Below are 22,483 nucleotides of genomic sequence, written 5' to 3'. Positions count from 1 at the left end.
GTCTACTTGATCTTCAGGATTTCCAGGGTGCGGGCATCGATTTCGAGCTTCTTGCGCCGGCCGCTGGGTGGCAGGACCTTGACTTCGTAGACCCAGATTCCATCTTCGCGGTCGAGCTCGATCTCAATGATATCGCCGGGCACCTTGTCGCGCACCACGCCCAGCACATCGGACAGCGGGCGGATCTCGCCATGCACCAGCGCTTCGCGCGCGCAGTCCTGATCCCGCCTGCAGCGGTCGTCGCGGGCCAGGGCCGGAGCCATGGCGCAGGAGAGCGCCGCCGCGAGCAGGATCGCGGACAGGCGGGGGGAACGGCTGGATATTGCAGACATGGGCGGCACACTAACAGTCGCTGGCTGATAAAACGCTGACATCGGCGGTCAGGAACGCGAGGCGGGGGATGGCTATTCTGCCAGCCATGGACAACCCGCCAACACCAACGAGGAACACCATGCGCCTGCTGCCCGCCCTGACCATCGCCCTTGCCGCCACCGCCTCCTACGCCACCGCCGCCCAGGCCGCCGACAAGTGCGCCTATGTGCCCCACGACCGCTGGGTTCCCATCGACCAGGCCATACGCAAGGCCGAATCGCTGGGCTACGAAGTGCGCGAGGTCGAACGGGACGACGGCTGCTGGGAAGTCGAAGGCTTCGACAAGAACGGCGCCAAGATCAAACTGTACCTGGATCCGGCCACGGGCGAGGTGGTCAAGCCCTCGGACTGGCTGCCCCGCAGGAGCCGCCAATGATGGCCTCCCCTTCTGTCTGCCGCACGATAGCCTCGAGGAAAAATGCCGTGAACCAGCCCGCGTTCTCCGACAGCAGCGACGCCAGCCTGTTCGACGTCCAGCATGCTCCCGGCACCATCGGCGCCGACGCCGTCCTGCGCGGCCGGATCGAGTCGGCGCTGGCCGACCTCGGCCGGGCGCGCGAGGAATGCTTCGGCTACGCGGCCTATGGCGCGGTGGTGGCGGGGCTCAAGCGCGACTTCGCCATTCCGTCGTACCTACCGTGGACGGACATCTGGAACTGGCCCGCCGATCGGGCCGACGAAATCCTGAACTACCTGCACGGCCGCCACGCCGAGACCCTGGGACGGCCGGCGCAGCGGCGTTCAGCGTAAGGCGTAGTGCACCATGCGCGCCAGCGGCGGCTCGATGCCGTTCAGCACGCGAGCGGGCAGGTTCAGCGGCTTGAGGAACATCTTCACGCTCATGTCGGCGCTGACGTTGCGCTGGACCAGGCGCCGCGCATCGGCATTGATGCGATCGATCCATGCCTTGTCGTTCGCATGCTCGGGATGGCGATGGTTCAACACATGGCGGATGGCGCATTCGGCGTCGTCGTTGCGTATCTCCAGCAACCGCCGCACCAGCGCGCCCAGCACCTTCACGCGGCCATTGCCTTCCAGCGTGTTGTAGCGGTTGAAATAAAGATAGAAGTACTTGTAGTGGCGGACCTCATCCGTCCGGATGTTGGTGGTCAACTCGCGCAGCACGGGTTCGGGCGCGTACTCGGCCAGGCTGCGATACAGCGTGGCGGTACCCATTTCGACCACGCAGCGCGCGGCCAGCTCGAGGGCGCGCGTGGGTTCGAATTCCTCCAGCGTGCAACGCTTGGAATACTCGCCGAAGAAGCTGTCGAACGCCGCCTGCCAGTCGAAATCGGGCCAGACGTGTTCGATGTAGGCGCGCAGCGCGCGGCCGTGCTGCAGCTCTTCCTGCTCCCAGTGCTGGCCGAGCCAGGTCGCCACATCCTGGTCGTCCCGGTAGTAGTTCACCAGGTTGCGGGTATAGAGGTCGGAACCGCTTTCTATGAACGAAGCGCTGCACAGCAGGTAGAACAGCGTATCGTCGTCCTGCACCAGGCTCCGCTCGATGCGGTTCAGGTCGATATCCTCGAGCCGCCAAGGCATTTCCGTTGCAACAGCGTCCACCGAAAAATCTCCGAAGTTCGCAGTTCATCCTTGCAGCATAAGCCGAATCCGCCCTTGATTCGAGTCCCGACAGGCTTCCGGATGCATCCGCCCGGGGTTACTTTGTGTAATGCTTGTCGAGTTCGTTCACAGACAGTCCGGGGCGAATCTGTCACTGTTAACCCAAGCTGCGGCGCGACGGTCGATGCCGCCAGTACACGACTACGTACTATAGGGAGTCACTCATGAACAAGAATCTCATTGCCAAGCTGATGATCGGTGCTGCCATGGTGGTCTCGGCAGCGGGATGTGCCAGCTGGGACAGCATGTCCAGCCGGCAGAAGAGCACCGTGGTCGGTGCCGGCGTCGGCGGCGTGGCCGGTGCGGCGGTGACTGGCGGCGGCATTCTCGGCACGGTGGGCGGCGCGGCCATCGGTGGCGTGGTCGGCGACCAGATCGGCAAGCGCCGCTGATCCCGGGCCGGCTTCGGCCGGCCGCTTCCAGGCACGACAGCCCCGGCTCCTCGCGGAGATCCGGGGCTGTTGCTTTTATACGACAAGATGTATCAGGGTGGCGTGGCGCCTATTCCGGGAGGATGTTGGCCGCCTTCACGACCTCCCGCCACTTGGCCAATTCCGCCTTCGACAGCTCGCCCAGCGCCTGTGCGCTCATCGCGCGCGGCGTCATGCCTTGCTTGAGCAGGGTGCCGCGCACGTCGTCGTTCTCGAGCAGCCGGTTGAAGGCGCCGTTGTAGCGCGCGACCAGTTCGCCCTTCATGCCCTTGGGGCCCCATACCGCGTACCATGCGTCCGCGTCGTAGCGAGGCAGTCCCACGGCCGCCAGCGGAGGCACCGCGGGGTAGGCAGGATCCTGCTCGCGGCGGGACGCGCCCAGGATGACCAGGCGCTTCTCCTGCTGCATGGGCACGGCGACGTGCATGGGCTGGAACATGGCCTTGATGTGGCCGGCCAGCAGGTCGGTCGTGGCGCCGGCCGAACCCTTGTAGGGCACGTGCACCATGTTCAGCCCGAGCTGGGAGACGAGCATCTCCATGCACAGGTGGTGGAAGGTTCCCTTGCCGGGCGAACCGTAGTTGACCGTGCCGGGATGCCGCCGGACATACTCGATGAACTGGGCCAGCGTCGTCACGCCCAGCGACGGATGCACGCACAGCGCGAAGTTGGTCGACCCCAGCATGGCGATGGGCGTGAAGCTGTCGATGACGTCGAACGGCACCGAGGAATAGACCAGCGGCAGCGTGAGCGCCGTGTTCGTGCTGAACGCGATCGTATGGCCGTCGGGCGCGGCCTTGGCGACGGCGCTCAGGCCGATGATGCCGGAGGCGCCCGGCTTGTTCTCGACCACGAAGGTGCGGCCGGTCTGCTCGGCCAGCCGGGGCGAGAACAACCGTGCGCACAGGTCGGGCGTGGTGCCCGGCGTGAAGGGCACCACCACCTGGACGATCTTGTCCGCCAGGCCCAAGTCGTCTCCGGCGGCGACCAGGCGGCCCGGCACGAACGCGCCCGCCGCCAGCGTGGCGATGAACGCCCGGCGTCCGGAAAGGTTTGCGGAATCCTGCATGCTTGTCTCCTCGTTCTGTGTTCGGGATCGTGGCGCCGGCAGCCGCCGGCTATTGGATTTCGTTGGCCCGTCGCACGCTGGCGATCATGGACGAGTTGATCAGGTACTGGCGGTGGGCGTCGGGGTTTGCCACCGTGGCGCGCAATTCGTCCAGGCGTTCGCGGCGAACCTTGGCATCGCGCTCTTCCAACAGGCGCTTGTTGCGTATAGTGATGGCCTGCACGTATTCCACGTTCACCGTCCGGCGCTGGCGATGGTAGCGGTCGAGCAGGTCGTCGGGCGCGCCGTGCAGCATGACCTCGGCCAGCTTGCCGGTCAGGTTCATCGCATCGTGTATGCCGCTGTTCAGCCCCATGCCCCCCAGCGGATTGTTCACGTGGGCGGCGTCGCCGGCCAGGAACACCCGGCGGTCGCGGAAATCCTTGGCGACCCGCTGGTGGACGCGATAGACGCTCTTGTAGGGAATGTCGTAGTCCTGGTCCGGAGACAGGAAGCCCTTGATCTTGCCCTGCACGAAATCCGGCGCCAGCACCTCGGCTTCGTCCATGCCGGGGGCGATCGGGAACGCGATACGCCAGATCGGCGGCGGCCCGTCGTGGGGCTGGATGAAGATCGCGCTCCATTCGTCCGGATCGGCGATGTAGGCGTTGCCGGTATAGCCTTGCTGGCGCAGGTCGTAGCGCGTGGCGAACACCAGGAAACGTTCCGGCCAGGTGAAGCCCTCGAACTCGGTGTCCATGGTCTTGCGCACGATGCTGCGCGCGCCGTCCGCGCCGATCAGGTAGCTGGCGCGGATCTCCTGCCGTCCATCGGGACCGGCCACCTGCACGGTGACGCCGTCGGCGTCCTGCTCATAGCCGGCGCACTGGTGCGCGAACAGCAGGCGCGCGTTGCGGTGTTCGCGCAGCGCCTCGGCCACGATGGCCGACAGCTTGTGCTGTTCCACGTGCAGGCGGAAAGGATACGGCGTCAGGTCGGCGATCATGCCCAGGTCGAACTGGGCCACCAGCCCTTCCTTGCGATCGCGTATCTGCCATTCGGGCACCCGCAGCGCCCGCGACCGCAGCGTTTCGCCTATGCCGAGCGTGTCGAGCATCTCGACCGTGGGCGGATGGAAAGTACCGGCCCGCAGGTCCTGGGGAATGTGGTCCTCGCTTTCCAGGACGACGACGTCCACGCCTTTCTGCGCGAGCGACAGGGCGGCCACCAGGCCCACGGGGCCGGCGCCGGAAATGACGACAGGATGCTGTTGCATGATTCGGTTCTACGATGACTGGAGTGATTCGGATACGGGACAGCCGGTCAATCCCGGCTTTCGCGCCACAAGCCCAGCAGTTCCTGCACCGGACGGTCGGAAAAGCTGAACAGGATCGAGGGTTCCCGCGCCACCAGCCGATGCGCGGTCCAACTGGGGATGACGAAGACGTCGTTGGGCTCGGCCATGAATACGCGATCGTCCAGGACGACCTCGACCCGGCCCTCGAGCACCGTGAACACCGTGCCCGACGAACATCGATAGGATGCCGTGGAGAAATCCCTGGGCAGCAACTGCGCATAGGCGCCCATGGTCGGCATGGGCGAGCCGCCGGTCAGCGGATCCACGTAGCGCAGCTTGTAGCCCAGGTGCGGATCGGGCGCGCCCGCGGCCTGCATGCCCAGCAGCGACTCGCGGGTGCGCTCGTACGGATAGCAGAACAGCGGCGAGGCGCGATTGGCCGGCGGCGTCCAATCCACCGGGGCGAGCCCGTTGCCATAGCGCAGCAGGCTGTCTCCCACCGGACGGCGCAGCTCCTGGCGGTCCTCGGACGAGGCCTCGGCGAAGCTGGCGTCCAGCATGGCGACCAGTTGCACGTCCAGTCCGTCGAGCCAGATCATCGGGGCGTCGCTGTCGTTGCCGTGGTCATGCCAGGTCCATGACGGCGTGGTGACGAAATCGCCGCGCCGCATGATGGTCTTCTCGCCCTCGACCGACGTATAGGCGCCGCTGCCTTCCAGGATCAGGCGCATCGCGGCCTGGCTGTGCCGATGGGCGCGCGCCACTTCGCCCGGCAGGATGGCCTGCAGGCCGGCGTACAGCGAGGTCGTGATGGCCGCCTTGCCCCGCAGCCCGGGATTCTCGAGGATGAGCACGCGGCGCTCGGCTTCCTCGGCGGTGATGAGCGAGGTCGCCTCGGTCAGGTAGGGCCGCACCTTGCCGTACGACCAGTGGGCCGGCTGGCAATCGGAACGCGGCGTCCGCGTGACCAGGTTATGCAGCTGTTCCCACAGCGGCGCGAGATTGTCGGCGCCGATGCGGGCGTAGAACGCCTCGCGTTCGGCCCGCGTTGCCGCGGCTGCCGGTTCTTGCCTGGAATCGTTCATGTGTCTCCTCCGCCCTGCGGCGTCTCCGGCGGCGCTCAGCGCACCGCCACGTCCATCTCGCCCAGACCCTCGATGCGGGCATGCATGACGTCGCCCGGCTGCACCGTGTTCACGCCCTCGGGCGTGCCGGTCATGATGACGTCGCCCGGATACAGGGTGTAGACGTGCGAGGCCACTTCGATCAGTTCGGCGATGCCGGTGATGAGGTCGCGCGTATTGGCGCGCTGGCGGGGCTCGCCGTTGACCTCGATCGAGAAATCCAGATTGCCCGGATCGGCGATCTCGTCCGCCGTCACCAGCCAGGGGCCGAGCACGGTATAGCTGTCCGCCGACTTGCGATAGCTGCGATCCTCGGTACCGCGCACGGTCATGTCCAGGCCGATGCAGTAGCCGGCCACGTAGCCCATGGCGTCGGCGGCCGGAATGTCCTTGCCCTGCTTGCCGATCACCACCGCGAGTTCCACCTCGTGGTCGTTGCGCCTGCCCGGGAAGGCGATGCGCACGCCCTGGCTCGCGCCCACCACCGACTGCGCCGATTTCAGGAACACCCCGAACTTGGCGACCGGGCTCTTGAAGCCTTCGTAGTGGGCGATGTGCACGTTGTTGTGGATCTGGGAATCGGCCAGCGACTCGTCCACGTGGGCATGGTAGTTCAGCGGCGCGGCGATGACCTTGGACGGCGTGGCGACCGGGCTCAGCAGCCGGACGTCGGCCAGGCGCCGCGTGGCGGCGCCGGCCTTGGCGGCCTGGATGGCGGGAATCAGTTCGCCCAACCGTTCGATGAACAGATCGCCGGGCGGCACGGGCCAGGCCAGCGCGGGCAGTTGGTCTTTCACGGACGACACGTCGTAGACGGTGTCTCCTTCCACGAGGCCGATCCGGCCTTCGTCGTAGCGGCAAATCTTCATTTGGTCTCCGGTGCCGCTGGGCGGCGGCCATGAAAAATTTTGAGCACGTTCAATTTTAGGGAAACCGGGGGCCGCTAGTCAAGGCGGATGGATCCGATGGATCGCACATTGCGGACGCTTGCGCATCCCCTTGTTGGGGGATGCAGCGGCACGCACCGCAACCTCATACTCCGCCTATCCACAACATGCGCGGCGGAACCGCGCGATTTCACGGGGGAACCTGACATGAAGAAGCACATCAAGACAGCCGGCTCCGTTCTCGCCCTGGCCATCCTGGCCGCCTGTGGCGGGGGCGATGGGAGTTCGAGCGGTTCGGGAGGGAGCGGCGGCGGGGACGGAGGCGGAAGTGGCGGCGGCACGCCGGCCCCCCTGTACACCAAGCAGCAGATGGAATGGGCCGGCCATGAGAGCTTCTACACCTCGGTAGGCGTCACCCAGATCCCCGGCTTGATTGCCCAGGCGAGCCTGGGTTTCGTCCGCTATGCCGTCGAGCACGACATCACGACGGATTCGGAAGAATGCGACGGCGACTCGCCCGGCACGGTTACCGCCACGTTCACCGATGGCAATGGCAACCACAAGATCGACAACGGCGACAAGGTCACCTTCAAGCTCGTCAACTGCCGTGGCCCGGTCGGGGATGAGCTGGTCGATGGCACGGTCACCATCACCTACAGCAACGTGACCGGCGACCTCCTGGACGGATCGGCATCTTCCGGCGCCACCATGACCATCCCGCTGGCGGACTTCAAGCTGGACGGCAGCGAGACCCTGAACGGGACGGTCGTCATCGACTACGCACGTGACACCAAGGATACGGTGGACGACAGCGACGACACACTTTCGGTCCAGACCACAGCCGATCAACTGGACATCGGCTACTCCCAGGACGGCAAGAGCTACGCCACGCGCATCGAAGACTATTCCAGCGATTACACCTATGGGAGCGAAACCCGGCTGTACACATTCTCGGCCATCGGCTATCGCACCAGCGGAACGGACCCCCTGCTGGGCGCGTTCAACCACACCGTCAAGATGACCACGCCCCTCGTCTATTGGCGTGATCTGGGCGACGGTTCACCCGACGCGGGAGCATTCGAGACGAAAACCCCTGGTGAAACCATCACGACGACGATCGTCTTGACGGACACCGAGGATCTGGTCGAAATCAAGTCGACCTCCGGCCTTTCGTCGAAAATGGATTTCGCCGCCTTCGACGATCTCTGAGCCTTCCCCGCGAGCATCCCCGCGTCTTCCGCTAGCGGCCCGGTTTCCTCCGGGCCGCTTTTCGTCGGAAGCAGGACTTTAGTCCAATGTGCCGCGCCATCGGCGCTGGCAAGATGCCCTCCACTATTTCCATCGGGGGCGGGGAGCGTCATGAAACCGGGACTGAAGACGGCCGGCGCGCTGGCATTGACGGCACTGCTGGGCGCGTGCGGCGGGGGCGGCGGAGCCGAGAGCAAGAACGACACCCCGCCACCGATGACCCAGGGCGAACTGCGCACGTTTTCCAGCAGCGCCTACACCACGGGACTCTTCCTGCCGTATTTCGCGCTGGGCTACGTCAACGCCCTGATCACCCATGTCGGCGACGGCATGCCCGAAGGGCCGCAGCCGTGCGCGGAGGGGAAAGGCAGCCGCACCTCTGTCTACACCGATGCCGACCATGACGGGAAAATCAGCGCCGGCGACTCGTTGGCGATAGACATGACCGATTGCGCCACGCGGGGCCTGGGCGAGGCGCTGAACGGGCAGGTCAGGATCCTGGTGCGGGAAGTCCAGGGCGATCTTGTCGACGGGTTCAACACCTCGGGCGTCTTCACGCTTGAAGCCCCTGACCTGGCGCTCTCGGCCAACGAATCGATCGCCGGCACGCTGCAAGTCCGGTTCGAACAGACCACCCACGACATACCCGAGGACTCGGCCACGCCCGACGACATCGAGGAGATCCTGAACATCAGCCAGTCCGGTGGCGATTTCAAGGTCCGCTACACGGAAGATGGCAAGACCTATGGCAATGCGATCAGCGACTATGCCGCCGAATCGCACTACCTGTACGCCACCGGGACCGAACGCTATACCGCGCTGCAATTCTCCAGCCGCGGGCAAAGCGTCAACGTCGGCGACTTCGAGCAGCGCACGAAGCTGATCGACCCGCTGGTCTTCGTCCATGCCGAAGACGGCGGCGCGCCAGGCCCGATCTCCGGCCGCTTTACCGTGGAGACCCGGGGGGAAACGATCACGACCACGTTCAGCAGCCCAGCCGCGGGCGCTAGCAACGTACTGATCGAATCTTCGTCCGGCGTGCGGTGGAGCGGCTCGTCCGACGACGGCGAGCTTTAAGGCCTGTTCACGCTAGAAGGAGGCTCGCACAGGCCGGGAATGGACCCCTGTCTTCGATCGCTGAAAGCATCGGGGCCCGGCCTGCCTGGGCAGGACCGGGCCCCGGAACACGCCGAAGCGTCCGTTACTTCAGCGGCTTGAACCGCACCCGCTTGGGCTTGGCGCCTTCCTCGCCCAGGCGGCGCTTCTTGTCGGCCTCGTATTCCTGGTAGTTGCCGTCGAAGAACACCACCTGCGAATCACCCTCGAACGCCAGGATATGCGTGGCGATCCGGTCCAGGAACCAGCGGTCGTGGCTGATCACCATGACGCTGCCGGCAAACTCCAGCAGGGCATCCTCCAGCGCGCGCAGGGTTTCCACGTCCAGGTCGTTGGACGGCTCGTCCAGCAGCAGCAGGTTGCCGCCGGCCAGCAGGGTCTTGGCCAGGTGGAGCCGGCCGCGCTCGCCGCCCGACAGGTTGCCCACGGTCTTGTTCTGGTCGCCGCCCTTGAAGTTGAAGCGGCCCAGGTAGGCGCGCGACGACATCTCGAAGCGCCCCACCGTCAGGATGTCGGCGCCGTCGGCCACGGCGTCGAACACGGTCTTGGTGTCTTCCAGCGCATCGCGCATCTGCTCGACGTAGGCCAGCTTGACGGTCGACCCGCGCACGACTTCACCGCTGTCGGGCTGCTCCTTGCCGGCGATCATGCGGAACAGCGTCGACTTGCCGGCACCGTTGGGGCCGATGATGCCGACGATGGCGCCGGCCGGCACCTTGAAGCTGAGATCGTCGATCAGCAGGCGGTCGCCATAGCCCTTGCTGACGTTCTTGAATTCGATGACCTCGTTGCCCAGGCGCTCGGCCACGGGAATGAAGATCTCGGAGGTCTCGTTGCGCTTCTGGTATTCGTGCGAGCTGAGCTCCTCGAAGCGGGCGATGCGCGCCTTGGACTTGGCCTGGCGCGCCTTGGGGTTCTGGCGCACCCACTCCAGTTCCTTCTTGATGGTCTTCTGGCGGGCGGATTCGTTGGCCTCTTCCTGCTTGAGGCGGTCTTCCTTCTGCTCCAGCCAGGAGCTGTAGTTGCCCTTCCATGGAATGCCGTGGCCACGGTCCAGTTCCAGGATCCATTCGGCGGCGTTGTCCAGGAAGTAGCGATCGTGGGTGACCGCGACCACGGTGCCCGGGAACTTCTGCAGGAACTGCTCCAGCCAGTCCACGCTTTCCGCGTCCAGGTGGTTGGTGGGCTCGTCCAGCAGCAGCATGTCGGGCTTGGACAGGAGCAGGCGGCACAACGCCACGCGGCGCTTCTCGCCGCCCGACAGGTGGCCCACCACCGCGTCCCACGGCGGCAGCCGCAGGGCGTCGGCGGCGATTTCGAGCTGGTGCTCGATGTCGTCGTTGCCGCTGCCGCTGCCCGCCGCGATGATGGCCTCGAGCTCGGCCTGCTCGGAGGCCAGCGCGTCGAAGTCGGCATCGGGCTCGGCATAGGCCGCATAAACCTCGTCCAGCCGCTTCTTGGCGGTGAACACGCCTCCCAGCCCGGTCTCGACCGCCTGGCGCACGGTGTGCTCGGGATCGAGCTGCGGCTCCTGGGGCAGGTAGCCGATGCTCAGGTTCGGCATGGGGCGGGCTTCGCCCTCGATGTCCTGGTCCACGCCGGCCATGATCTTGAGCAGCGTGGACTTGCCTGCGCCGTTCAGCCCCAGCACGCCGATCTTGGCGCCCGGGAAGAACGACAGCGAGATGTCGCGCAGGATCTGCCGCTTGGGCGGCACGATCTTGCCGACGCGATTCATGGTGAAAACGTATTGGGCCATGGGTGGACGTACGAAAAGGAAAAAGGGCGCGGGGCCGGCTCGGCCGGCCCCGCTGTGGCGAAGCAGACAGTGTAGGCCGGTTCGCGCGGGAAAGGCGAACCGGCGGCCGCGCTACTCCAGCTTGATGCCGGCCTGCCGGATGATGTCGCGGTTGTTGTCGTACTCGGCGCGGATCAGGCGCGCGAACGCCGCGGCGCTGCCGCCGGTGGGCACGTTGTCGCTGTCGACCAGGCGCGCGCGCAGGTCCGGCTGCGCCAGGGCCTTGTTGATCTCGGCGTTCAGCCGGGCCAGCACCGCCTCGGGCGTGCCCGCCGGCGCGAAGACCCCGAACACCGACATCAGGTTGGCCTTGGGAAAGCCTGCCTCGGCGAAGGTCGGCACGTCGGGCAGGAAATCGATGCGTTCCGGCGCGCCCACGGCCAGCGGCCGCAGCTTGCCGGCCTTGATGTGGCCGTTCAGCACCGGGCCGAGATTGGTGGACAGCAGCTCGAACTGGCCGCCCAGCGCATCGTTCTGCTGCTGGCCGCCGCCCTTGTAGGGAATGTGGGTGATGTCCACGCCGGCCGCGCGCTTGAACTGTTCCAGCGTGATGTGGCCGACCGTGGCCAGGCCCGAGGTGCCCCAGCGCAGCGCGCCCGGGCGGCTGCGCGCCTGCTCGACCACGTCGGCCAGGCTCTTGCCCTGGAACGCCGGCGTGCCCAGCAGCACGACCGGCGAATACATCACGCTGGCGACCGGCGCGATGTCCTTGAACGGATCATAGTTGACCCGGCCCAGCAGCGGGTTCAGCGACAGCGGGCTGATCGAGGAAAATCCGACGGTGTAGCCGTCGGGCGCAGCCTTGGCGACCGCGTCCATGCCCAGCGTGCCGCCGGCGCCGGCCTTGTTCTCGACGATGACGGTCGTGCCGAGCTGGCCGCCGAGCTTGTCGGCCAGGGCGCGCGACACGATGTCGCTGACCCCGCCGGGCGGATAGGCGACGATGATGCGCACGGGCCTGGCGGGCCAGGTCTGGGCCGAGGCGGCGGTGCCGGCCAGCGCCAGCAGGCCGGCGCACAGGGGAAGCAGGATACGGTTCATGGTGGTGGCAAGGGAAGCGGCCGCGACAAAAGCCCCGGATGGCGCGCCGGCGCGGCCCGGCGGACGGCGTCCATTGTAGTGGAGTGCCGCGGCCCGGCCCTTGGTATGCTGTGTCCCAGGACGACTCCCCGTAAACGACGCCATGCTGCCCTTCGACTGGAATTTCCCCTATCCCTCGCAGAAGATGCCGCTGCTGGCGGCCAACGCCGTCAGCACCAGCCAGCCGCTGGCCTCGCAGGCCGGCCTGCGCATGCTGTACGAGGGCGGCAACGCCGTCGATGCCGCGCTGGCGGCCGCCATGGTACTGACCGTGGTCGAGCCGGTCATGAACGGCATAGGCGGGGACCTGTTCGCCATCCTCTGGCACGAGGGGCGCCTGCACGGCATCAACGCCAGCGGCCGCTCGCCCGCCGCCTGGACCCTGGACCACTTCCGCGGCCGCGCGTCCATGCCGGTCACTGGATGGGATGCCGTCACGGTGCCCGGCCAGGTCGCCGGCTGGCGCGCCCTGTCGGAACGCTTCGGCAAGCTGCCCTTCGAGCAATTGGTCCAGCCCGCCCTGCACTATGCCCGGGAAGGCTTCCAGGTCACCCCGCAGATCGCCCGCCTGTGGGCCCGCCAGGCCCCCAACCTGGCCAAGGAGCCCGGCTTCGCCGAGGCCTTCTTCCGCGACGGCAGCACGCCGCGGGCCGGCGACCGCTGGCGCTTCCCCGAACAGGCCGACACCCTGGCCGACATCGCCCGGACCGGCGGCGACAGCTTCTATCGCGGCGCGCTGGCGCAGAAGATCGTCGACTTCGCGCAGCGCACCGGCGGCACGATGACCCTGGCCGACCTGGCCGCCCATGAAGTGCAATGGGTCGAACCCTTGCGCCAGGACTTCCGCGGCTACACCCTGCACGAGATCCCCCCCAGCGGCCAGGGCATCGCCGCCCTGGCCGCGCTGGGCATGCTCGAGCACCTGGACCTCGAAGGCATGGGCCTGGACAGCCCCGCCATGTACCACGCCATGGTCGAGGCCATGAAACTGGCCTTCTCCGACCTGCACGAACACGTCGCCGACCCCGACGCCATGCGCCTGGGCCCCACCGACCTGCTGGACCCGGCCTACCTCGCGCAACGCGCCGCCCTGATCGACCCCGCCCGCGCCACCACTCCCACCGCCGGCACCCCCAAGCTGGGCGGCACCGTCTACCTGGCCGCCGCCGACGCCGACGGCACCATGGTCTCGTTCATCCAGTCCAACTTCCAGGGCTTCGGCTCGGGCGTCGTGGTGCCCGGCACCGGCATCTCGCTGCACAACCGCGGCATCGGCTTCAACCTGCGTCCCGGCCACGTCAACTGCGTCGCCCCCTCGAAGAAACCGATGCACACCATCATCCCCGGCTTCGTCACCCGCAACGGCCAGCCCGTCATGGCCTTCGGCGTCATGGGCGGTTCGATGCAGGCGCAGGGCCACATGCAGATGATGGTGCGCCTGGGCGCCTTCGGCCAGAACCCCCAGGCCATGAGCGACGCCCCGCGCTTCCGCGTGGAACCCGGCGAGGTCCGCCTGGAAGCCCACACCCCCGCCGCCGTGGTCGACGGCCTGCGCAAGCTGGGCCACACCGTCGAAGTCTCGGAACGCCACAGCCTGGACTTCGGCACCGCCCAGCTGATCTACCGCAGCGACGAAGGCTACATCGCCGCCTCCGACTCCCGCCGCGACGGCCAGGCCGTCGGCTATTAGCGCCCGGCCCATCGAGTCGGCGGCCCGGCCTACACCGGTGCGGGCTGGTCCGCCGACTCCTCCTCCACTTCCCGAGTCTCCAACCGGACCAACCGTCCCCCCACCCTCCGCAAGGGCTCCAGCAACCCCGCCATCAACCCCAGCTGCGTCAACACCAACCGGTGCCCATCATCGGCGTCGTCCTCGGGCAACTGCTCCAGCGCCCGCGCCAACGCCCCTTCCTCGCCCCCGCCGGCATCCAGCCCCCCCTTCCCCGCCAACCCCGCCGCGATCCCGTCCAGCGCCTCGATCACTGCCATCGTCATCCGCGCGATCTGCGCATCGCTCGCATGGTCCGACAGGCTTTCCCGATGCGCCCCCAGCCCCGACAGATAATTCAGCAAGGTGTGCGACAACGTCAGGAACCGCAGTCCCGCGTCCGCGTCCCGCCGGAAATGCCCCGGCTCGGCCAGCATGTTCGACATCGCCATCGACAGGGCCGCGTCCGCATTGTGCGCACTGCGCCGCGCCAGCCGATAGGCCAGGTCGTCGCGCTTGCCCGTCTCGTACTGGATCATGATCTCGCGCAGGTAACGGCTGTTCGCGGCCAGTGCATTGGCCGCCACCTGCGTCAGCCGGCGCCCCTGCCAGTCGGGCATCACCACCAGCACCGCCAGGCCCGCGATGCCCGCGCCGATCAGCGTATCCACCAGGCGCGGCACGAACAGATCGTAGCCGTTGCCGATCTGGTTGAAACACAGCAGCACCAGCACCGTGATCGCCGCCGTCCCGATCATGTAGCGCGTGGAACGCGTCGCGAAGAACGCCACGCCCGCCACCACCGCGAACAGCGCCTGCACCAGCAGGCTCGAGAACAGCTTGAACAGCACCCATCCCACCAGCAGCCCCAGCACCGTACCCAGCACCCGCTGCACCAGCCGGGTGCGCGTGGCGCCATAGCTCGGCGCGCAGACGAACAACGTCGTCAGCACGATCCAGTATCCCTGCTGCGGATGGACCAGATGCAGCATCCCGTAGCCGGCCGCCATCGCCAGCGTCAGCCGCACGGCGTAGCGGAACACCGGCGCCCCCGGCGTCAACTGCAGCCGCACGCGGTCGAAGGCCTCGCCCACCGACTGGGGCGAGCGGTCCAGCAGGCTGTTGTCCTGCTGCTGCTCGTCCAGCTTGTCGGGGTTGCTCGCGCTGCCCAGCCGCCGGTCCAGTTCCGCCAGGTTGGCCGACAGCGCGTTCACCGACCGCAGCAACCGCGCCCATTCCGGGCGCCCCTGCCGCCGCAGATGCTCCAGCGAGGCGTCCAGGTCGGCCCGGGCCTGCCGCGCCTCGTCCCCGGCATCGAAGGGCAGGCGCATCCGTATCGCCCGCGCCAGGCGGCGGCAGGCCTGCCCTTGCAGGCCCAGCAGCCGCTGGCAGCGGAACATGATGTCGCTGTGGAAGAATGCGTCGGCCAGTTCGTCATAGGGGTAGTGCGAGGAACTGGCGCGTTCGTGCACGTCCTGCGCAATGAAATACAGGCGCAGATAGCGCGCCGTCTTGCGGCCCGGCCGGCTCTGGCCCAGGCGGCTGAAGATGCTTTCCTTGGCCGCGTTCAGCGCCCCCACCACCTTGCCGTTGAGCTGCGCCAGCTCCAGCCGGCGGGCCTCCAGGTCGATGCCGCGCACGGGCTCGAACAGCGAGCCCTTCAGCACCAGGTAGTCCCCCAGCACGGCATACAGCCGCGCCAGCCGCTGCTGCACGGGCTGGTGCACGAACAGCGCCGCCCACATCACCGACAACAGGCCGTACCACGCCGCCCCCGCCATCAGCAGCGCCGGCTCGTGCCAGAAGCCGCCCTGGCCCCTGCCCTGCTCCACGCCGATGGTGGTGTAGATGGCCAGGATCAGGGTCGCATATCCGATCGCGCGGTAGCGTTCGCCAATGGCCCCCAGCATGGTCAGGCAGAACGTGGACAACACCATTCCGGCCAGGAACAGCCATGGGTGGGGAAACAGGGCCTTGACGGCGACGGCCGCCACGGCGAAGCAGGCCAGCGTGACGACCTGGGCCAGCAGGCGGCCGCGCCAGTTGTCGTCGGTTTCGGCCAGCGCGCAGGCGATGATCCCCAGGAAAGCCGGAATGACCAGATCCATCCGGTCGTGCCACCAGCACAGCGCCATGACGCTGGCCAGGGCGATGAACACGCGCAGGCTGTAGACGAAGGTGTCGTGCGCCCAGAGGCGGCGCAGGGTATCGGGAACGGAGGCGGGACGCATGGACGCAACAAGGAACGAGCAGACGTAACTATCGCACGCAGGACTCGTGCCAGGGCCCGGAGCATACGACGGCCGCCCGGGTTGCGCGGACTTCACGCCACCCGGCCGGACCCGGCGGCATGCGATAATCGGGACCGGCGGGCGTCTTCGGCCCGCCCGTCGCATCTGTGCAGCCCAGGCCCATGAAACAATACCTCGACCTCGTCCAATCCGTCCTCGACAACGGCTCGTGGCAAGTGAACCGAACGGGCATCCGCACCCTCAGCCTGCCCGGCGCCTCGCTGCGGTTCGACCTGCGGCAGGGCTTTCCCGCCGTCACCACCAAGAAGCTGGCGTTCAAGTCCGCCATCGGCGAACTCGTGGGCTTCCTGCGCGCCTCGCGCAATGCCGCGGAGTTCCGCGCGCTGGGCTGCAAGGTCTGGGACCAGAACGCCAACGAGAACGCGCAATGGCTGGCCAATCCCTATCGCGAAGGCGAGGATGACCTGGGTCCGGTCTACGGCGTCCAGTGGCGCCAATGGCCGGCCTACAAGGTACTGGACGCATCGCGCACCGCCCAGTTGCAGGACGCGCTGGGCCGCGGCTATGCCCGCGTGGCCGAGTTCGACGAGGACGGCGCGCGCAAGGTGCTGCTCTACAAGGCCGTCGACCAGTTGCGCCAGTGCCTGGACACCATCCACAACAATCCCGGCGATCGCCGCATCCTCTTCCATGGCTGGAACTGGGCGCAGATCGAGGAAATGGCGCTGCCGCCCTGCCATCTGCTCTATCAGTTCCTGCCCAACGCCACCACGCGCGAGATCTCGCTGTGCCTGTACATCCGGTCCAACGACATCGGCCTGGGCACGCCGTTCAACCTGACCGAGGGCGCCGCGCTGCTGCACCTGGTAGGCCGGCTGACCGGCTACCAGCCGCGCTGGTTCAGCTATTTCATGGGCGATGCCCATATCTACGAAAACCACCTGCCCATGCTGCGGGAACAACTGACCCGCACGCCCTTCCCCGCGCCGCAGCTGGCCCTGTCGGACCGCATTCCCGACTATGCCGTCACCGGCAAGTACGAGCCGGAGTGGCTGGAACGCGTGGAGCCGGGCGATTTCTCGCTGGTCGGTTACCAGCACCACGCGCCGCTGACGGCGCCCATGGCCGTCTAGGGCCGGTTCACCCGGGCGCCAGGCCCAACGCCTCCAGTTGCCGCGCGACGTCCGGCAATTTCACGATGGCCGCGATCTCGCCCTGCAGCTTGTCGATGATCGCCTGCGGCGTCCCGGCCGGCGCCATCACGCCATACCACGAATTGATCTCGTAATCGGGAAAGCGCTCGGCGATGGTGGGCAGTTCCGGCTGCAGCGCCGGGCTGATGGTGATCGGCCCCATGTGCGAGCGCACCTTCGAGCAGCACGGCTTCCCGATGCCGGCCGATTTCGTCGAGGCGCTGTCAGTACAGTTCGTGCTGGCGAACCTCCAGCAGACCGATGCCATCGCCACCATGACGCGCGACATCGCCCACCACTACCGTCGCCAGGGCCTGGTGTCGGTGCTGCCTTTCAATTTCCCGAAATTGATGCGCCCCTTGGGCATCACATGGAACCGCGACCGGACCATGTCCCCCAGCACCACGCTGCTGATCGAATGCCTGGAGGAGGCCGCCGCGTCCGGCGCGCCGGCCTAGGGGGCCTGTTCCCCTGGGACCCGCGGCCGGACCGGCGTACCCGCGTCAGCCCACGTGCTGGCGCAGGAATTCCAGCGAGCGCGACAGCGCCAGGTCGGCGCTGGGCTTGTCGTACGAACCGCGCATGTCGCAGTTGAAACCGTGGCCGGCCGCATAGGTGTGGACGATCACCTCGGGCTGCGCGGCGCGGACCTTCTCGACGTCGGTCATCGGAATGGCGTGGTCCTTCTCGCCGAAATGCGCCATGGTCGGGATGCGGGGCTTCTTGTCGGCCATGCCGGCGATGCCGCCGCCGTAGTACGGAATGGCGGCCGACAGGCCATCCAGGCGTCCCGCGGCGGCCCACGCCACCGTGCCACCCCAGCAATAGCCGACGATGCCGACCTTGCCCGCCTCGCTGGCGATGGCCAGGGCGGCGGCGACGTCCTTCAGGGCGTTGTCGATGGAGACCTTCTGCATCAGTTCGCGCCCCTTGGCGATGTCGTCGGGCTCATAGCCCAGTTCGACGCCCGGCTGGACGCGGTCGAAGAACGCGGGGGCGATGGCCAGGTAGCCTTCCTGGGCATAGCGATCGCACACGCTGCGGATGTGGACGTTGACGCCGAAGATCTCCTGGCACACGATCAGGCCGCCGCGCGGCTTGCCCGCGGGGTCGGCACGATAGGCGGAAATGGTGACACCGTCGGAGGCGGTCAATTCGATCTGCGTTCCCATGATTCCCTTGTCGATTGGTGATGAATGATTGTCGTTGCGGTCCGGCCGCGGCGCGAACCGGGCTCACAGCCTTGCGTTGTATCAGAAATCCCGCGGGCTGGCAGCCTCCCGTCTCAACGGGCGAGCCACCGGAGGCCCGGGAGGTTCGTGCTAGATTGCGGTCTGGATACGCCAGACTTTTCCCCGCCATGCCCGCCCAGCTCATCCTTGTCGTCGCCTACGCCCGCAACCGCGTCATCGGACGCGACAACGCCCTGCCCTGGCGCCTGCGCGGCGACCTGGCGCATTTCAAGCGCACCACGCTCGGCCATCCCATCGTCATGGGACGCAAGACCTGGGAATCGCTGGGCCGGCCGCTGCCGGGCCGCCGGAACATCGTCATCACCCGCGATCCGGCCTATGCGGCCGAGGGCGCGACGGTGGTGCACACGCTGGAGGATGCCCTGGCCGTGGCCGGGGACGCCGCCCGGGTGTTCGTGATCGGCGGCGCGCAGATCTATGCCGCGACGCTGGATCGGGCGGACACCATCATCGCGACGGAAGTGCACGCGGACGTGCCGGGCGACGCCTGGTTTCCCTTGCTGCCCGCCGGCCAATGGCGCGAATCCTCGCGCGAGGCCCAGCCGCCCGAGGACGGGCTGGGCTACGACTTCGTCACCTACGACCGGATACGGGCTTAGGCTAGGCCAGCGTGCGCCCGGCCAGGCCGTGCAGCCAGGCCATGAACGGCAGGGTCAGCAGGACGCGCTCCCCACGCGTTTCCTGGCCCGCCGCCAGGGCCAGCGGGCAGAAATCCGGCGACAGCATCACCGAATGCAGGGGCGAACCGGGCTGCTGCCGGCGGCACAGGGTGGTCTCGGACTCCAGCCAACCCATGCCCAGCGTCGCGCTGCGCTTGACCAGCAGCGTGGCCTGCCGGTCCGGCACGTCCAGCACCAGCAGCGTGACGCGGCTGCCGGCGACGGCGCCGGCGGCGAGGGCCGCCAGCACCACCAGCACCGATGCGATCACGATCGGTTTGCGCATCGCCGCCTCCCTCAGCGCGCCACGGGACGCAGGGTCCACGAGTCGGCCTTCACGGCATCGATCGCACCGCGGCTATAGACCATCGGGAAATAGTCGCCCTTGGCCCAGGCCTCCAGCAGGTTGTCGTAGTACGGGCTTGCCGGATCGGCGGACTGCCCCGGCACGTTGATCGCGAGCGACTTGTCCCAATCGGCCACGTCGATGATCTGCCGGTAGGACGCGCCGCTGGTCACGCGGAAATCCGACGTCCGGTAGGAAGCGCGGTGGACGGTATCGCCGGTCCCGCCGACGGGGAAGCGCTGCGTGGCCAGGTCTCCGGCCGTGCCGGCATCGAGGAACGCGGCCAGTTCGTGGTCGAACTTGATGTGGTGCAACGACCCCCACTTCCACGTCGAGACGTCCCCGCCCAGCCGTGTCTTCAGGTCGCCCATGGCCGACTTCAGCGTGTCCAGCAGCAGCGCGTTGCGCCCCGCCACGGGATCGGGCCCGAACACCGCGTCCGGCGACGCGAGCCGGGCGAACACCACGGGCTTGGACAGCGTACCGAACACCGAACGCCCCGCAGGCGGCACGACGAGACTGGTCACCTGCGCGGACACCTTGGGCAGCCAGGCCTCGAAGATGGTGGCGGCCACGGAGTCGACGCTGGCCACGTAGTCCCAGGCACGCAGGCGCTGCAAGGCCTCGGCCACGTCCGCATCGCCGGAGTTCAGGCCCGCCAGCATGGGAACCAGCGTGCGCGCGGGTATCGACAATTCGTCGATCTGCAGCTTGGCCGAGTCCCGCACGGTGTGCCGCGTGGAGGTCTTGAGCACCTCGACGATACGGTCGTAGCGATAGGGTTCGGCCCAGCCCATGGTGTTGGTCAGGTCGCGGTAGGCGTAGTCGTCGGGCACGTTGTACTGGTTGGCCGTGGCGAAGAAGCCCTCGCGGGGGTTCAGGATGCGCGGCAGCAGCGAGCCGGACAGGTAGCCCGCCCATTCGTAGCGCCCGTCGCCCGGCACCGGCAGCAGCCCCGACCAATCCGGGTTGGGCCGTATCGGCACCAGCGAACCGCCGAACCAGCCGATGTTGCCGTCCACGTCGGCATAGACCATGTTCTCGCCGGGCGTGAAATGGCGCGCCATGCCTTCGCTGAACTCGGTCCAGTTGCTGGCCTGGTTCAGCCGCAGGCTGGCCAGGTAGGCCGCGGTGCCCGGGAACTCCAGGTAGGCGGCGCGCACGGCGTAGGCCTTGTTGGCGGCGGCGTCCTCGTACACCACCGGGCCGTGGCGCGTGAATTTCAGTGTCACGCTCTGCTCGGCCTGGCCGCGCACGGGCACTTTTTCCTCCACCTTCCTCATGGTTTCCCATGCCCCCTTGTAGCGGTACTGGTCGGGGTTGGCCGGATTGGTCTCGTAGACGTACAGGTCTTCCTCGTCGCCGTAGGCGAAGATGGTCAGGCCGAACGCGATGCGTTCGTTGTGCCCCATCGACACGCCGGGCAGCGCGGGTTCGCCGGCCCCGATCACGTTCCAGCCTGGCGCGTGCAGGTGCACCATGTAGCGCAGCGAAGGCATGCTGATCGCGCGGTGCGGGTCTCCGGCCAGGATAGGCTTGCCGGATGCCGTGCGATCGCCGGACACCGTCCAGTTGTTGCTTTCGTGCTGGAGGGCCAGCAGTTCCTCGGGCTCGCGCTTGGCGGTGCCGCCGCTGGCCGACAGGGCCGAGGCCAGGCGCTCGCGATCGGCCGGCGCCAGCGGGCTGCGCGGGAAATCCCCCGCCTCGAACGCCATGCCGTTGCGCGCCAGCTGATACTCGGCCAGGATGGCGGTAGTCAGGGTACCGACGTCCAGTCCGGCCGGCACTTGCAGGGTCTTGACCGGCTGCTGGTCGGTCAGCTCCTGGGTGGTCGCCAGGCCGACGGCCGCGATGCGGCGCGCCATGGAGATCTCGGTGCTGACGTTGCGCGTGATGCCGTAGATGCGGATCAGCGACGACGTGGGCGACCAGCGGCCGGGTTCGGTGCCGGTCAGGCGGAACTCGATGGGCAGCTTGGCGGGATCGGCCTTGACCTCGTCGATGTAGGCGTTGATACCGTCGGAGAACGCGGTCAGGATTTCCTTGCCCTGCGGGTGGTAGCTGGCGAACTCCGCCTCGGCATCGCCGCGGAACAGGAACTTGCGTGCCGCGCGATCGGCCGGCACGAAGCGGGCACCGAACTGCTCGGCCATCTTGCCTTCGCCGCGCCGCCTCCACTGGTCCAGTTGCCAGAGGCGGTCGCGCGCGGCGTTGTAGCCCTGGGCGAAGAACAGGTCGCGCTGATTCTGGGCAAAGATGTGGGACACGCCATGACGGTCCCGTACGATCTCCACTTGCTCCTTGACGCCCGGCACCTGGGTGCCCGGACCCGGCGGGGGATTCGAGCCTCCGCCGTCACCATCGCCGCCTCCGCCACAGGCGGCCAGCAACAAGGCGGCCGCCGCCAACGACGACCATCGGATTCGTCCGTACCTGTCCATGTCTGTCTCCGTTTTTTCTTTGCGACACTTCAGTCATTGCGTCCACCGCACCGATGCGGCGGGCCGCCTTACGCCATGCGCTTTTTCTTTCTCTCCCCTTGCAGATGAACCGCCCCATGGGCGGGACGACAGGCGGACCGTGCAATATCCATGCCATCGAGCAAGGGTCTCGTGCATGCGAAAACCGGCCCCCATGGGGGCCGGCATTGCCATATCTCAGAAAAACAACGAAAAAATTGTCCGGACAACCGCACTCGGCGGTCCCGCCCGGATCAGCCGCCCCGCTGTCCCGGCTGCCACAGATAGTCGCAACGCGCCACCTCGCTCATCCAGACCAGCCCGTCGCCGACGTGCCCGGTCGTGGCCGCCTGCTTCAGGGCCTGGTACAGGACATCGGCGTGGTCGTCCGCCGCCACCATCTCGATGCGCACCTTGGGCGAGAAATCCAGCAGCTCTTCCTTGAGGTTCTGCGGCTGGTGCCGCCCCGGCGCGCTGCACCCTTCCACGTGACTGACGGTCATGCCCGGAAAACCCGGCGTGCGCATCAGCGCCTCGCGTACGTCGTCCAGGCGCACCGGCCGTATGATCGCCTTGATTTCCTTCATTC

Annotated in this window: 23 protein-coding genes; 9 read left to right on the top strand and 14 right to left on the bottom strand. The window is 67.4% G+C overall.

What is annotated here, in order from left to right; genetic code table 11:
* Positions 1–2: 2 nt before the first annotated feature.
* Positions 3–332, bottom strand: coding sequence for a PepSY domain-containing protein (locus N5K27_RS17600; protein WP_087837288.1), 330 nt, complete (start codon positions 330–332; stop codon positions 3–5).
* A 119-nt stretch (positions 333–451) separates the two neighbouring features.
* Between N5K27_RS17600 and N5K27_RS17595 the strand changes: the two genes are divergently transcribed.
* Positions 452–748 carry a PepSY domain-containing protein gene (locus tag N5K27_RS17595; RefSeq protein ID WP_087837182.1) on the top strand — a complete coding sequence of 99 codons (297 nt, stop codon included), beginning with the start codon at positions 452–454 and terminating at the stop codon, positions 746–748.
* A gap of 47 nt (positions 749–795) precedes the next feature.
* On the top strand, positions 796–1,122 hold the full coding sequence (locus tag N5K27_RS17590) for a hypothetical protein (protein ID WP_087837183.1): 327 nt from the start codon (positions 796–798) through the stop codon (positions 1,120–1,122).
* On the opposite strand, the gene N5K27_RS17585 is transcribed toward N5K27_RS17590, so the two are convergent.
* Complete coding sequence (locus N5K27_RS17585; protein ID WP_087837184.1) at positions 1,114–1,914, bottom strand: ferritin-like domain-containing protein; 801 nt, start codon at positions 1,912–1,914, stop codon at positions 1,114–1,116. The two genes, N5K27_RS17590 and N5K27_RS17585, sit on opposite strands and share 9 nt — an antisense overlap.
* A gap of 245 nt (positions 1,915–2,159) precedes the next feature.
* On the opposite strand from N5K27_RS17585, the gene N5K27_RS17580 reads away from it, so the two are divergent.
* Positions 2,160–2,387: a glycine zipper 2TM domain-containing protein gene (locus N5K27_RS17580; RefSeq protein ID WP_087837185.1), complete on the top strand. Its 228-nt coding sequence runs from the start codon at positions 2,160–2,162 to the stop codon at positions 2,385–2,387.
* Positions 2,388–2,496: 109 nt separating this feature from the next.
* Here N5K27_RS17580 and N5K27_RS17575 read toward each other — a convergent pair whose 3' ends face one another.
* From N5K27_RS17575 to N5K27_RS17560, 4 genes are read right to left on the bottom strand one after another with little or no spacing between them, the layout of a single operon-like run.
* Positions 2,497–3,495, bottom strand: coding sequence for a tripartite tricarboxylate transporter substrate binding protein (locus N5K27_RS17575; RefSeq protein ID WP_087837186.1), 999 nt, complete (start codon positions 3,493–3,495; stop codon positions 2,497–2,499).
* Between the two features lie 49 nt (positions 3,496–3,544).
* The gene (locus N5K27_RS17570) at positions 3,545–4,750 is read right to left on the bottom strand and encodes an FAD-dependent monooxygenase (RefSeq protein WP_087837187.1); all 1,206 of its coding nucleotides are present in this window, start codon (positions 4,748–4,750) and stop codon (positions 3,545–3,547) included.
* Positions 4,751–4,797: 47 nt separating this feature from the next.
* The gene (gene gtdA / locus N5K27_RS17565) at positions 4,798–5,856 is read right to left on the bottom strand and encodes a gentisate 1,2-dioxygenase (protein WP_087837188.1); all 1,059 of its coding nucleotides are present in this window, start codon (positions 5,854–5,856) and stop codon (positions 4,798–4,800) included.
* A 35-nt stretch (positions 5,857–5,891) separates the two neighbouring features.
* A complete protein-coding gene (locus N5K27_RS17560; RefSeq protein WP_132978933.1) occupies positions 5,892–6,764 on the bottom strand; it encodes a fumarylacetoacetate hydrolase family protein in 873 nt (290 codons plus the stop codon).
* Between the two features lie 225 nt (positions 6,765–6,989).
* On the opposite strand from N5K27_RS17560, the gene N5K27_RS17555 reads away from it, so the two are divergent.
* Together N5K27_RS17555 and N5K27_RS17550 are read left to right on the top strand one after the other, a co-directional pair.
* Positions 6,990–7,991 (top strand): hypothetical protein, encoded by a 1,002-nt coding sequence (locus N5K27_RS17555; protein WP_087837190.1) that lies wholly within the window; start codon positions 6,990–6,992, stop codon positions 7,989–7,991.
* A gap of 150 nt (positions 7,992–8,141) precedes the next feature.
* Positions 8,142–9,107 carry a hypothetical protein gene (locus tag N5K27_RS17550; protein WP_279817815.1) on the top strand — a complete coding sequence of 322 codons (966 nt, stop codon included), beginning with the start codon at positions 8,142–8,144 and terminating at the stop codon, positions 9,105–9,107.
* Between the two features lie 124 nt (positions 9,108–9,231).
* Here N5K27_RS17550 and ettA read toward each other — a convergent pair whose 3' ends face one another.
* Positions 9,232–10,905, bottom strand: a complete 1,674-nt coding sequence (gene ettA, locus N5K27_RS17545; RefSeq protein WP_087837192.1) for an energy-dependent translational throttle protein EttA — start codon at positions 10,903–10,905, stop codon at positions 9,232–9,234.
* A gap of 111 nt (positions 10,906–11,016) precedes the next feature.
* Positions 11,017–11,985: a tripartite tricarboxylate transporter substrate binding protein gene (locus N5K27_RS17540; RefSeq protein WP_279817814.1), complete on the bottom strand. Its 969-nt coding sequence runs from the start codon at positions 11,983–11,985 to the stop codon at positions 11,017–11,019.
* Between the two features lie 142 nt (positions 11,986–12,127).
* Here N5K27_RS17540 and ggt point away from each other — a divergent pair, with 142 nt between their 5' ends.
* Entirely contained in the window at positions 12,128–13,714 is a 1,587-nt protein-coding gene (gene ggt, locus N5K27_RS17535; RefSeq protein WP_279817812.1) for a gamma-glutamyltransferase, read from the top strand.
* Between the two features lie 29 nt (positions 13,715–13,743).
* On the opposite strand, the gene yccS is transcribed toward ggt, so the two are convergent.
* On the bottom strand, positions 13,744–15,963 hold the full coding sequence (gene yccS / locus N5K27_RS17530) for a YccS family putative transporter (protein WP_279817811.1): 2,220 nt from the start codon (positions 15,961–15,963) through the stop codon (positions 13,744–13,746).
* 182 nt (positions 15,964–16,145) lie between these two features.
* Between yccS and N5K27_RS17525 the strand changes: the two genes are divergently transcribed.
* Positions 16,146–17,117, top strand: a complete 972-nt coding sequence (locus N5K27_RS17525; RefSeq protein WP_087837196.1) for a thymidylate synthase — start codon at positions 16,146–16,148, stop codon at positions 17,115–17,117.
* A gap of 7 nt (positions 17,118–17,124) precedes the next feature.
* Here N5K27_RS17525 and N5K27_RS17520 read toward each other — a convergent pair whose 3' ends face one another.
* Positions 17,125–17,340, bottom strand: a complete 216-nt coding sequence (locus N5K27_RS17520) for a tripartite tricarboxylate transporter substrate-binding protein (protein ID WP_165963002.1) — start codon at positions 17,338–17,340, stop codon at positions 17,125–17,127.
* Between N5K27_RS17520 and N5K27_RS17515 the strand changes: the two genes are divergently transcribed.
* Positions 17,339–17,635, top strand: a complete 297-nt coding sequence (locus N5K27_RS17515; RefSeq protein ID WP_165963003.1) for a LysR substrate-binding domain-containing protein — start codon at positions 17,339–17,341, stop codon at positions 17,633–17,635. The two genes, N5K27_RS17520 and N5K27_RS17515, sit on opposite strands and share 2 nt — an antisense overlap.
* Positions 17,636–17,680: 45 nt before the next feature.
* Here N5K27_RS17515 and N5K27_RS17510 read toward each other — a convergent pair whose 3' ends face one another.
* Entirely contained in the window at positions 17,681–18,349 is a 669-nt protein-coding gene (locus N5K27_RS17510) for a dienelactone hydrolase family protein (RefSeq protein ID WP_132978936.1), read from the bottom strand.
* Positions 18,350–18,537: 188 nt separating this feature from the next.
* Here N5K27_RS17510 and N5K27_RS17505 point away from each other — a divergent pair, with 188 nt between their 5' ends.
* Positions 18,538–19,029: a dihydrofolate reductase gene (locus N5K27_RS17505; protein WP_087837199.1), complete on the top strand. Its 492-nt coding sequence runs from the start codon at positions 18,538–18,540 to the stop codon at positions 19,027–19,029.
* A 1-nt stretch (position 19,030) separates the two neighbouring features.
* On the opposite strand, the gene N5K27_RS17500 is transcribed toward N5K27_RS17505, so the two are convergent.
* From N5K27_RS17500 to N5K27_RS17490, 3 genes are all read right to left on the bottom strand, one after another.
* The gene (locus N5K27_RS17500; RefSeq protein WP_132978937.1) at positions 19,031–19,375 is read right to left on the bottom strand and encodes a hypothetical protein; all 345 of its coding nucleotides are present in this window, start codon (positions 19,373–19,375) and stop codon (positions 19,031–19,033) included.
* A gap of 11 nt (positions 19,376–19,386) precedes the next feature.
* Positions 19,387–21,876: a penicillin acylase family protein gene (locus N5K27_RS17495; protein WP_132978938.1), complete on the bottom strand. Its 2,490-nt coding sequence runs from the start codon at positions 21,874–21,876 to the stop codon at positions 19,387–19,389.
* 272 nt (positions 21,877–22,148) lie between these two features.
* A complete protein-coding gene (locus N5K27_RS17490) occupies positions 22,149–22,481 on the bottom strand; it encodes a P-II family nitrogen regulator (protein WP_087837202.1) in 333 nt (110 codons plus the stop codon).
* Positions 22,482–22,483: the final 2 nt, after the last annotated feature.

The sequence above is a fragment of the Pigmentiphaga sp. GD03639 genome (assembly GCF_029845405.1).
GTDB lineage: Bacteria > Pseudomonadota > Gammaproteobacteria > Burkholderiales > Burkholderiaceae_B > Pigmentiphaga > Pigmentiphaga daeguensis.
The sequence above is the reverse complement of the archived record's forward strand: the minus strand, read 5'-3'. Positions and strand labels throughout refer to the sequence as shown.

Bases quoted from the DNA above. Each gene is read 5' to 3' on its own strand.
- N5K27_RS17600 (WP_087837288.1), bottom strand. From the start codon at position 332: ATGTCTGCAATATCCAGCCGTTCCCCCCGCCTGTCCGCGATCCTGCTC.
- N5K27_RS17595 (WP_087837182.1), top strand. From the start codon at position 452: ATGCGCCTGCTGCCCGCCCTGACCATCGCCCTTGCCGCCACCGCCTCC.
- N5K27_RS17585 (WP_087837184.1), bottom strand. From the start codon at position 1,914: ATGCCTTGGCGGCTCGAGGATATCGACCTGAACCGCATCGAGCGGAGC.
- N5K27_RS17580 (WP_087837185.1), top strand. From the start codon at position 2,160: ATGAACAAGAATCTCATTGCCAAGCTGATGATCGGTGCTGCCATGGTG.
- N5K27_RS17575 (WP_087837186.1), bottom strand. From the start codon at position 3,495: ATGCAGGATTCCGCAAACCTTTCCGGACGCCGGGCGTTCATCGCCACG.
- N5K27_RS17570 (WP_087837187.1), bottom strand. From the start codon at position 4,750: ATGCAACAGCATCCTGTCGTCATTTCCGGCGCCGGCCCCGTGGGCCTG.
- gtdA (WP_087837188.1), bottom strand. From the start codon at position 5,856: ATGAACGATTCCAGGCAAGAACCGGCAGCCGCGGCAACGCGGGCCGAA.
- N5K27_RS17560 (WP_132978933.1), bottom strand. From the start codon at position 6,764: ATGAAGATTTGCCGCTACGACGAAGGCCGGATCGGCCTCGTGGAAGGA.
- N5K27_RS17555 (WP_087837190.1), top strand. From the start codon at position 6,990: ATGAAGAAGCACATCAAGACAGCCGGCTCCGTTCTCGCCCTGGCCATC.
- N5K27_RS17550 (WP_279817815.1), top strand. From the start codon at position 8,142: ATGAAACCGGGACTGAAGACGGCCGGCGCGCTGGCATTGACGGCACTG.
- ettA (WP_087837192.1), bottom strand. From the start codon at position 10,905: ATGGCCCAATACGTTTTCACCATGAATCGCGTCGGCAAGATCGTGCCG.
- N5K27_RS17540 (WP_279817814.1), bottom strand. From the start codon at position 11,985: ATGAACCGTATCCTGCTTCCCCTGTGCGCCGGCCTGCTGGCGCTGGCC.
- ggt (WP_279817812.1), top strand. From the start codon at position 12,128: ATGCTGCCCTTCGACTGGAATTTCCCCTATCCCTCGCAGAAGATGCCG.
- yccS (WP_279817811.1), bottom strand. From the start codon at position 15,963: ATGCGTCCCGCCTCCGTTCCCGATACCCTGCGCCGCCTCTGGGCGCAC.
- N5K27_RS17525 (WP_087837196.1), top strand. From the start codon at position 16,146: ATGAAACAATACCTCGACCTCGTCCAATCCGTCCTCGACAACGGCTCG.
- N5K27_RS17515 (WP_165963003.1), top strand. From the start codon at position 17,339: ATGTGCGAGCGCACCTTCGAGCAGCACGGCTTCCCGATGCCGGCCGAT.
- N5K27_RS17520 (WP_165963002.1), bottom strand. From the start codon at position 17,340: ATGGGGCCGATCACCATCAGCCCGGCGCTGCAGCCGGAACTGCCCACC.
- N5K27_RS17510 (WP_132978936.1), bottom strand. From the start codon at position 18,349: ATGGGAACGCAGATCGAATTGACCGCCTCCGACGGTGTCACCATTTCC.
- N5K27_RS17505 (WP_087837199.1), top strand. From the start codon at position 18,538: ATGCCCGCCCAGCTCATCCTTGTCGTCGCCTACGCCCGCAACCGCGTC.
- N5K27_RS17500 (WP_132978937.1), bottom strand. From the start codon at position 19,375: ATGCGCAAACCGATCGTGATCGCATCGGTGCTGGTGGTGCTGGCGGCC.
- N5K27_RS17495 (WP_132978938.1), bottom strand. From the start codon at position 21,876: ATGGACAGGTACGGACGAATCCGATGGTCGTCGTTGGCGGCGGCCGCC.
- N5K27_RS17490 (WP_087837202.1), bottom strand. From the start codon at position 22,481: ATGAAGGAAATCAAGGCGATCATACGGCCGGTGCGCCTGGACGACGTA.